This window comes from Quyinboa ferrireducens (assembly GCF_042436675.1).
Lineage (GTDB): Bacteria > Bacteroidota > Bacteroidia > Bacteroidales > UBA5342 > JBHJHP01.
In genome coordinates, this window is record NZ_JBHMVA010000029.1 from 1 (window position 1) to 8,242 (window position 8,242).

The 8,242-nt window shown below is 31.3% G+C and carries 9 protein-coding genes; all 9 read left to right on the top strand.

Features of this window, described 5'->3' with window-relative positions; translation table 11 throughout:
* Window positions 1-104 precede the first annotated feature (104 nt).
* The 9 genes from ACE01N_RS19850 to ACE01N_RS19890 all read left to right on the top strand — a co-directional run bounded on the left by ACE01N_RS19850 (window position 105) and on the right by ACE01N_RS19890 (window position 7,970).
* Window positions 105-1,463: a ParB N-terminal domain-containing protein gene (locus ACE01N_RS19850; protein ID WP_380592719.1), complete on the top strand. Its 1,359-nt coding sequence runs from the start codon at window positions 105-107 to the stop codon at window positions 1,461-1,463.
* A complete protein-coding gene (locus ACE01N_RS19855; RefSeq protein WP_380592721.1) occupies window positions 1,448-2,410 on the top strand; it encodes a DNA adenine methylase in 963 nt (320 codons plus the stop codon). The genes ACE01N_RS19850 and ACE01N_RS19855 overlap by 16 nt, the downstream gene beginning before the upstream one ends.
* A gap of 19 nt (window positions 2,411-2,429) precedes the next feature.
* Complete coding sequence (locus ACE01N_RS19860) at window positions 2,430-2,951, top strand: AAA family ATPase (RefSeq protein ID WP_380592723.1); 522 nt, start codon at window positions 2,430-2,432, stop codon at window positions 2,949-2,951.
* Between the two features lie 4 nt (window positions 2,952-2,955).
* A complete protein-coding gene (locus ACE01N_RS19865; protein ID WP_380592725.1) occupies window positions 2,956-3,462 on the top strand; it encodes a class IV adenylate cyclase in 507 nt (168 codons plus the stop codon).
* Between the two features lie 11 nt (window positions 3,463-3,473).
* The gene (locus tag ACE01N_RS19870; RefSeq protein ID WP_380592727.1) at window positions 3,474-4,637 is read left to right on the top strand and encodes an adenosylhomocysteinase; all 1,164 of its coding nucleotides are present in this window, start codon (window positions 3,474-3,476) and stop codon (window positions 4,635-4,637) included.
* Window positions 4,638-4,806: 169 nt separating this feature from the next.
* Window positions 4,807-5,115 (top strand): hypothetical protein, encoded by a 309-nt coding sequence (locus ACE01N_RS19875; RefSeq protein WP_380592729.1) that lies wholly within the window; start codon window positions 4,807-4,809, stop codon window positions 5,113-5,115.
* Window positions 5,116-5,595: 480 nt separating this feature from the next.
* A complete protein-coding gene (locus tag ACE01N_RS19880; RefSeq protein WP_380592731.1) occupies window positions 5,596-6,369 on the top strand; it encodes a hypothetical protein in 774 nt (257 codons plus the stop codon).
* A 166-nt stretch (window positions 6,370-6,535) separates the two neighbouring features.
* Window positions 6,536-7,207 carry a hypothetical protein gene (locus tag ACE01N_RS19885; RefSeq protein ID WP_380592733.1) on the top strand — a complete coding sequence of 224 codons (672 nt, stop codon included), beginning with the start codon at window positions 6,536-6,538 and terminating at the stop codon, window positions 7,205-7,207.
* Window positions 7,208-7,352: 145 nt separating this feature from the next.
* The gene (locus ACE01N_RS19890) at window positions 7,353-7,970 is read left to right on the top strand and encodes a hypothetical protein (RefSeq protein WP_380592735.1); all 618 of its coding nucleotides are present in this window, start codon (window positions 7,353-7,355) and stop codon (window positions 7,968-7,970) included.
* Window positions 7,971-8,242 lie beyond the last annotated feature (272 nt).

Genomic DNA, 8,242 nt, shown 5'->3' on the forward strand with positions numbered 1-8,242 from the left:
TCCTGGCGTCGTTTTCGGCTTGACAGTCTCCACTTCGTGGGACAGTCAACCGCACGACACCATACCGCGGGAACGTTGGGCACAATATTAAAAACCAAGATATTATGAGCTATCACAGAAAATTGATTGACCTTTCTTTACTAAACATTAACATTGAGAATCCGAGATTTGAAATGGTCGGAAATCAGAGAGATGCAATTAAAACTATGATTGACGACCAAAAGGAAAAACTAATAAAATTAGCTGAGGACATTGTAAATGAGGGTTTAAATCCCGGTGACCCGATTTTCATTACAAAACATGAAAAACAGGACGGAGAATTCAATGTCCTCGAAGGGAATAGAAGAGTAACCGCGTTGAAATTACTTGAAAATCCAGAGTTAATTTCAGACAAACATAAATCGCTATTAAACAGATTTAAAAAGTTGTCTGAACAATACGCAAAAGCTCAAATTGAGAAAATTCCATGCGTTTTATTTGATACTGAAAAGGAAGCTGAACACTGGATTGAATTAAAACACACTGGACAAAATGACGGAATTGGTACAGTTGGTTGGGATGCACAGCAAAAAGCAAGATTTGATGAAAGAGTAAAAGGCAATTCAAGTTTTGCCTTACAAATCATAGACTTTTTAGAAAAAGAAGAAAGCGTTGATAGTGATTTGAAAATGAATCTCCGCAAAGTGAAATCATCTTCATTACAGCGTCTTGCAACCGACCCTGATTTTAGAAGAATGGCAGGGATAGATATAAAAGATGGAAAAGTAATTACTCATTATGTACCATCAGAAGTAGCAAAATCTTTAAGCAAGGCGGCAAATGATTTATTAAAAAAAGACTTCACTGTTAAGGATATCTACTACAAAGATGACAGATTGAGATATTTGGAAACTTTTAAAAAGACAGATTTACCTGACAAGACGCAAGAATTAGCCGGGGATTGGGAATTGATTAGTAATATTCCACCTAAAAAAGCAGACCCCAAGAAAGTTGCGGAGAGCAAGAAAAAGAAAAGTAAATCATTGATTTCTAACCGCCATACAATTATCCCTAAAAGCACAATAATTCCAATTAGTCAACCAAGAGTAAATAAAATATACTATGAATTAAAAGACCTTGACGTAAAGGATTTTGAAAATTCAGCAGCAATAACTTTTAGGGTATTTATTGAACTGTCGATGGACAGTTACATTGAAAAATTCCCTATTCAGGGAGCAAATAATAATAGTAGGTTAAGTCACAAATTAAAATCTGTTGCAACTGACCTCGAAACAAAAGGAATCCTTGATAAGAACAAATTGAAAGGTGCGTATACAGCATCTACGATGAAAGACAGTATTTTTTCAATTGATACTTTTAATGCTTTCGTTCATAATAAAGATTTTCATCCAGACTCGGAGTCACTTAAAAAAAATTGGGATAATTTAGAAGTCTTTTTCGTTAAACTATGGGAATTAATATAACAAATAGCTTTTACTCTCCATTAAGATATCCTGGAGGTAAGGGGAAACTATCGAATTATATTCAGCTTTTAGTAGAATATAATCTATTAACTGACGGCCATTATGTTGAGCCATATGCTGGAGGAGCTTCTGTAGCTTTATCTTTACTTTTTAATGAGTTTGTTCGTACAATTCACATTAATGATTTTGATTACCGCATATATTCTTTTTGGCATTCCGTCCTTTATGAAACTGAAAGTCTTTGTGAAAAAATAAATAAAACCACAATTGATATTGATAATTGGGAAATTCAAAAAGAAATTCAGAAAAATCCGGAGAATTACAACAAACTTGAAATAGGTTTCTCTACTTTCTTTTTAAACAGAACTAATCGGTCAGGAATTTTAAAGGCAGGAGCGATTGGTGGAAAGGAACAAAATGGGGATTGGAAACTTGACGCAAGGTTTAATAAGGAAGACTTAATTCAGAGAATTACTAAAATTAGTCGTTTTAAAAATAGAATCAGACTATATAACCAAGATGCATCTGAATTAACATTGCAACTTTCAAAAACACTTCCTGAAAAAACTCTCTTCTACTTTGACCCCCCGTATTACAAAAAAGGCAAAGACCTTTACATTAACTTCTATGAGCATCAGGACCATTTACAAATTTCAAAATTGATTAGTGAACTGCCAAATAAATATTGGCTGGTTTCATATGACAATAATGAAAACATAAGGAAATTCTATAACTCATTTCTTCAACAAACATATGAACTAAATTATCACGCAGCTAATGCGACAAAGGGAACAGAGATATTGATTTATTCGGACAATTTGATTGTTCCCGAGATATTAAATCCAACTGATAAAGCTGAAATTAAAAAAATTGATAAAGCTGGACTTTCTGGAAATTGGATTGAGAAAAGAAATTATTTCTCCAACAAGTGTCAATCATTACTTTGAAAAATGAAATTAAAAAAGAATGGAAGAAACTAATTGGATTGTTATAACTGGGCCGCCTTGTTCCGGTAAATCAAAAGTGTTAGAAAGACTATCTTTTCTAGGATATAAAGTTTATCCTGAAGTATCTAGGATTCTAATTGATAATCATACAAGTAACAATATAAATATTGAAGAATATCTCAAAAATAAAAAGGATTTCGAACAGGACATTTTAAGTCTAAAATTACAGTTAGAGAAACGAACTAATAAAAACGATATTTATTTTTTTGATAGAGGTATGATTGACAGTTTTGCGTTTATAAAGTTCTATAATGTTGAACTTGATGATTTCGATAACTATTTAAATTACAGATATAAAAAAGTCTTTTTCCTCGAACCCGTACCTTATGAAAAGGACAAGAATAGATTTGAGAACTATGAACAAAGCAAGCAATTAGCCAATGAATTACAGTCTGCATATAAGAAATATAAATATTCATTGGTGAATGTTCCTTTAATGCCAATAGACAAACGTGTTGAATTAATAATCAAAAATATATAATCATATGCCTACAAATATTGAATTAAAAGCTAAAGTTGGAGATTTTGAATCCTTTATTGAAAAACTAAAATTCCTTAATCATTCGCAAATTTTCCAAGAAGATTTCTATGTAAATGTTAACAACGGAAGATTAAAACTACGAAAATCAAGTTTGAATAATCCTCAATTAATCTCCTACGAAAGAGAAAATTCCTTTAATGCAAAAGAATCACATTATAAAGTTTATACATATAGTTCTAAAGAAGAATTTTCTCTCGCATTTAAGAACTTTCGAAAAAACTTTGGCTTTAATAGCATTGTCAAAAAAAAGCGAGAATATTACCGTTTTGAAGATATAAGGATTCATTTAGATGAGGTTGAGAATTTAGGGAAGTTCGTTGAAATTGAATTGGTAATTAATGATTTGAAAAATATTATTCAAGAAAGAGAAAAAGCCTCTTCATTCTTTCATGATTTTTTAGGTATTCCAACAAAAGATTTAGTTGACAAATCGTATTCTGATTTAATATAAATCCATCTATTATGTATCATATAGAAAACAGCCAGCTAAGAGTTTGTGGTAGATATATTCGTCAATCTAGGAATAAAGACGTTTTTGGTAATTCAAGATTAATAATTCTTCAACATATATTGTCTGATACAAGTGAATTAATTGGTCTTTTAGTTGACGCAACCGCCGAAATATTCGCACTTATAGCAAAACCTTACTCCATAGACGAGAAAATAGCTAAGGACTTAGAAAAGTCTGGTATAAATTTGATTCGTAAAAGCTATAAGGAGTTAGAAACAACTGATTTTCTAATGAAATTAATAGATTCAGCAGTTGAGAAATCTAAAATTGATGGTAAGAAAATATTAATTATCGAAGTTGGTGGATATTTTGCAAACACACTTTCACAATTAAAAAAAGAAAGTCTTGAATATATTGCTGGTGTTGTTGAAGATACAACATTTGGACATAATAGGTATTTAAATTTGATGGAACAAATTGATATTCCAATATTTTCTGTTGCAAGGAGTCCACTAAAAGAAATTGAAGCAATTTTTGTCGGTGATTCAGCAGTCTCAGCGATGAATCAAATATTACGTGAAATTGGTTCAACAATTTCGTCTAGAAGAGGTCTTGTAATTGGATATGGAATGATTGGTAAAAGTATAGCCAATTCCTTAAGAGCTAAAAACGTGCACGTTAATGTTTATGATAAAGAAGACCACAAAAATCTAGGAGCTTTTAACCATGGTTTTCAAATTCATAAAAAGCTTGAATTGTTAAAGAAATGTGATATAGTTTTTTCTGCAACAGGTACGAGCGCAATGAGTTTGGATGATATAGAAAACTGCAAATCAGGCTGTATTCTTGTCAGTGCGGGTTCCAAAGATATTGAATTTGATGTTGAAGGATTACGAGATTTAGCAATAAAAAGAGAAACACCTGCTAAATATATTGAAAAATTTTATCTGCCTTCAGGTAACTTAGTTTATCTCGTAAATAAAGGGACTGCAGTAAATTTTTTAATAAAAAGTGTCCCCGATGAAATTATAGATTTAGTTTTTTCAGAAATTATTCTTTGTTCTATACTTCTACTAAAGAAATTTAAAGAATATCCCGTGCATTGTATTAATACTACACCTGGGACATTTATGAATGAGATTTCTAAGGACTGGTTAAAAGATGTAAATAGATAAAATACTGTGCCCAACAATCTGTATATGTCATAGCCGGTTTTGTGGGTAATTTGTAGGTAAATCACCCGCATCCACTTCATCTCGGTTTGACAGGAAAGTAGCCCGCAGTCGGCTACGCCACATACAGGTGACCGTTGTGGCCAATAGAAAGAAGAATACAGATATTAATATGAAATACATTTACCTAATATTTTTGACATTTTTAAGTTGTAATTCTACCAAAACAAATAATGGATTTATAATTAATGACAATTTGATAAAACCATTTAATCGCAGTGAATATTTGAATCCTGAAAATACTGATATCAATTTTATCCAAATTGCACAATACACTATAGATTTAAATGGCAATAATAAACTTGATACAGTAAAACTTTATAAAATTAAAGATTGGACAGATCCGGGCGATTTTCAGCAAATTGAAGTTGTTTTAGATAATAACCAAAGTATTGTGAAACTTGCTTTGAAGGCTGGGTAAAATTTGGCAAAAATTACAACGTAAATAATAGTCTTAGAAAACTAAATAAAATTGATAGTGATTTATTATTAATAACAGACTTTGATTCAGATAGAAGATTGATTTTTTCTTTTGGTTGGGTTTATGAAAATAAACCAGGAATACTGACTGTCATTGACTCAAATGGACAGAAACCAAAACTCATATTTAACGACCATTTCGAACTTGAAAAAATAGATAAGAAATCATTTATGGGATTGTTTGAGTTTGGAGCAAAAAGCAAGTCTATAGAATTGATTGATAATAAATTCGAAATTAAATAACTACTGGCCACAACACGCGGTCATAGTGCATGGCAGTACTTTTAAACCAAATAATTCAACGTTCGCTGCAAGCGCCTTTCGTCCTGACAGTTCCTTTCACGGGTGAAAGAAACTGCCACGACACCATACCGCGGGAACGTTAGGCATAATAATATTAACAAAACCTCAATATAATACTATGAATCTTAGAGTTTTGTCTCTGACCTTAATTTTAATTTTTACTTATGGCAACGATTATAGCGCTGCTGAAAGAATCAAACCATCACATAAATCATATGGGAAAAAACTTACTAAAAGAAAAGCTAAGAAATTAAATTCAATTTTCTTAAAATGGTCCCAACAATCAATCCCCAGAAGTGATATTGAATTAGAGAATATGGACTCAATCACCAAATGTGCATATGATATCTATGAGAAATTATTTTCAGATACGACAATCCTTGATATAAAACCTACACAGTTTCAAGATAAATACTTATTCATTAAACCAATCGAAATAATTGTTGCAGAACCAACTGACAGTCTACCGAAAGATACTACCGATAACTTTTATCCGAAAATTATTGCACAAGAAAGATTTACTATCCAAAAGTTTAAACCCAAAGTTGAGTTAAAAAACAGAGATTTAATATATTTAAATCCAGAAATAGAACAGGAAATCAAGGTTTTATATAAAAAATATAATAAAAGAGACCTTATTAAGCTAGTTGACAATCGAAGTTTTGAATATATTTATCGTTGCGGAGAAATCTACTCTCATTCTAATATTGAAAAAATAGTAATCATTCCAAACACTAATAGTTTTATTATTACCTATACTATAAAAAAATATATAAGTAGTTTTTCTATGTATGTAACGTTACAAGATGTCTGGATAAGAAAGAATGCAGATAGTTATATCAAGATTGCAAATGGAACAAAAATGGATAAACTTATAGTCTGGATATATTAAAAATTACTATGCCTAACACGCGGTGCATAGTGCATGCGGTTTCTTTTAACTTGCAAAACCGTATTCATCATGGCGTCGTTTTCGGCTTGACAGTCTCCACTCCGTGGGACAGTCAACCGCACGACACCATACCGCGGGAACGTTGCCAGTAATTTGACCAAATCAAATGAAAGTCACCAAAAAAGATGTTGAAAAGTTAATTGAATTGAAGAAAGAAAATACTTTTTTCAATCACTTATGGAATGTCTTTTCCCGAGATTTTAGACCGAAAGGAGAAGTTAGTCAGAATGAAATAAAAATTTGGAGACAAAATATATGGAATGCAACTTTCTACCCAATATTCATATTTAAATTTAACGCAAATAATCATCTGACAAATATTACTGACAAGTTAAATCCAATCGGAAAAACTTTTATTGGAATCATTGCATTAGGATTTCTTTATTTGATTTTACCTAAAGACTTTGATGACTTTAATTTCATTGGGAGTTGGCCGATTATAATTTTTATTTTAGTTTTTTCATCAATAGTTGTTATGGTTGCGAGAATGGTTTACAGATTTGAGAAAAAGAATCAACTTGAACAAATTCTGGAACTTTTAGACGTAGAAATCGAGGAAAGTAAACAAAAAAAAGAATGGTCTCTAAAAAATATTCTAATAAGATTATTCATATATCCATTTTGTTTATTCTTAATCGGACTTAACATCTTTCTGATAATCCCGAATAGACAATACATTCTTGCGTTGGGAACTTTTATATTTGTTGGATTTTACTTAGTAGCGGATATAAAAATGATATTAAAAAATAAAAAAACTACTGGCAACACGCGGTCATAGTGCATGGCAGTACTTTTAAACCAAATAATTCAACGTTCGCGCAAAGCACTTTTCGTCCTGACAGTTCCTTTCACGTGTGAAAGAAACTGCCACGACACCATACCGCGGGAACGTTGTGCCCAATGCTGAAAAAAGAAGGAGAGTTATGAATAGAAGTATTTATATAATGCTATTGTTATTATTTATAACAAAAATCTATGGACAAGATAAATATTTAAATCCGTGTATAGGTTTAAGTACTGATATTGAGCAAATAAAGAGATACAATGAAGATTTGGATAAAATAATTAATTCTAAACTGTCTACTAACTATAAGGTAAGATTTATTGCACAACCATCTTTTTCTTCTGAATATTGCTTTCAAATTGAAAAAGATTCACTTTACAAAATTCAGTCAATTATATTTCAAGAAAATCTATGGAGCTCAAAAAATAGAGACTCAGTTAGATTTCAACATTTTGAAAATATTATAAATTATAACCTTGCATTAAAAATAGACGACTTATTTGATAAGATTACAAGTTCTGCAATGAATAGAAATGAGTATTTTGGAGGAGGAGAAGATGGACAAATATATATTTTTTATAAACAGACAGAAACAGGAGAAAAAAATTGTGGTGAATGTTGGTCTCCTTCTGAAGGAACGCCACTATTTGAATTAGTATCAATTTGCAATACTTTGATCAACTTGTCAAAAAATGAAAATTCTGACAACACAAATCTTAATGTTCAAATTGATAAATTATATAACGACATTGAATAAAAGCACAGGGCACAACACGCGGTGCATAGTGCATGCGGTTCTTTTAACTCGCAAATCCGTATGCATCCTGGCGTCGTTTTCGGCTTGACAGTCTCCACTTCGTGGGACAGTCAACCGCACGACACCATACCGCGGGAACGTTGTATGTCATTTTGAATGAGAAAAATAATCTTCATATTGATTTTAATTCTAACAACTTTAAGTTGTCAAAGAAATAATTCCCAAAGTAGCAAAGTTCCTGTTGAGTATTATTATGTGCAATATAACTTGGA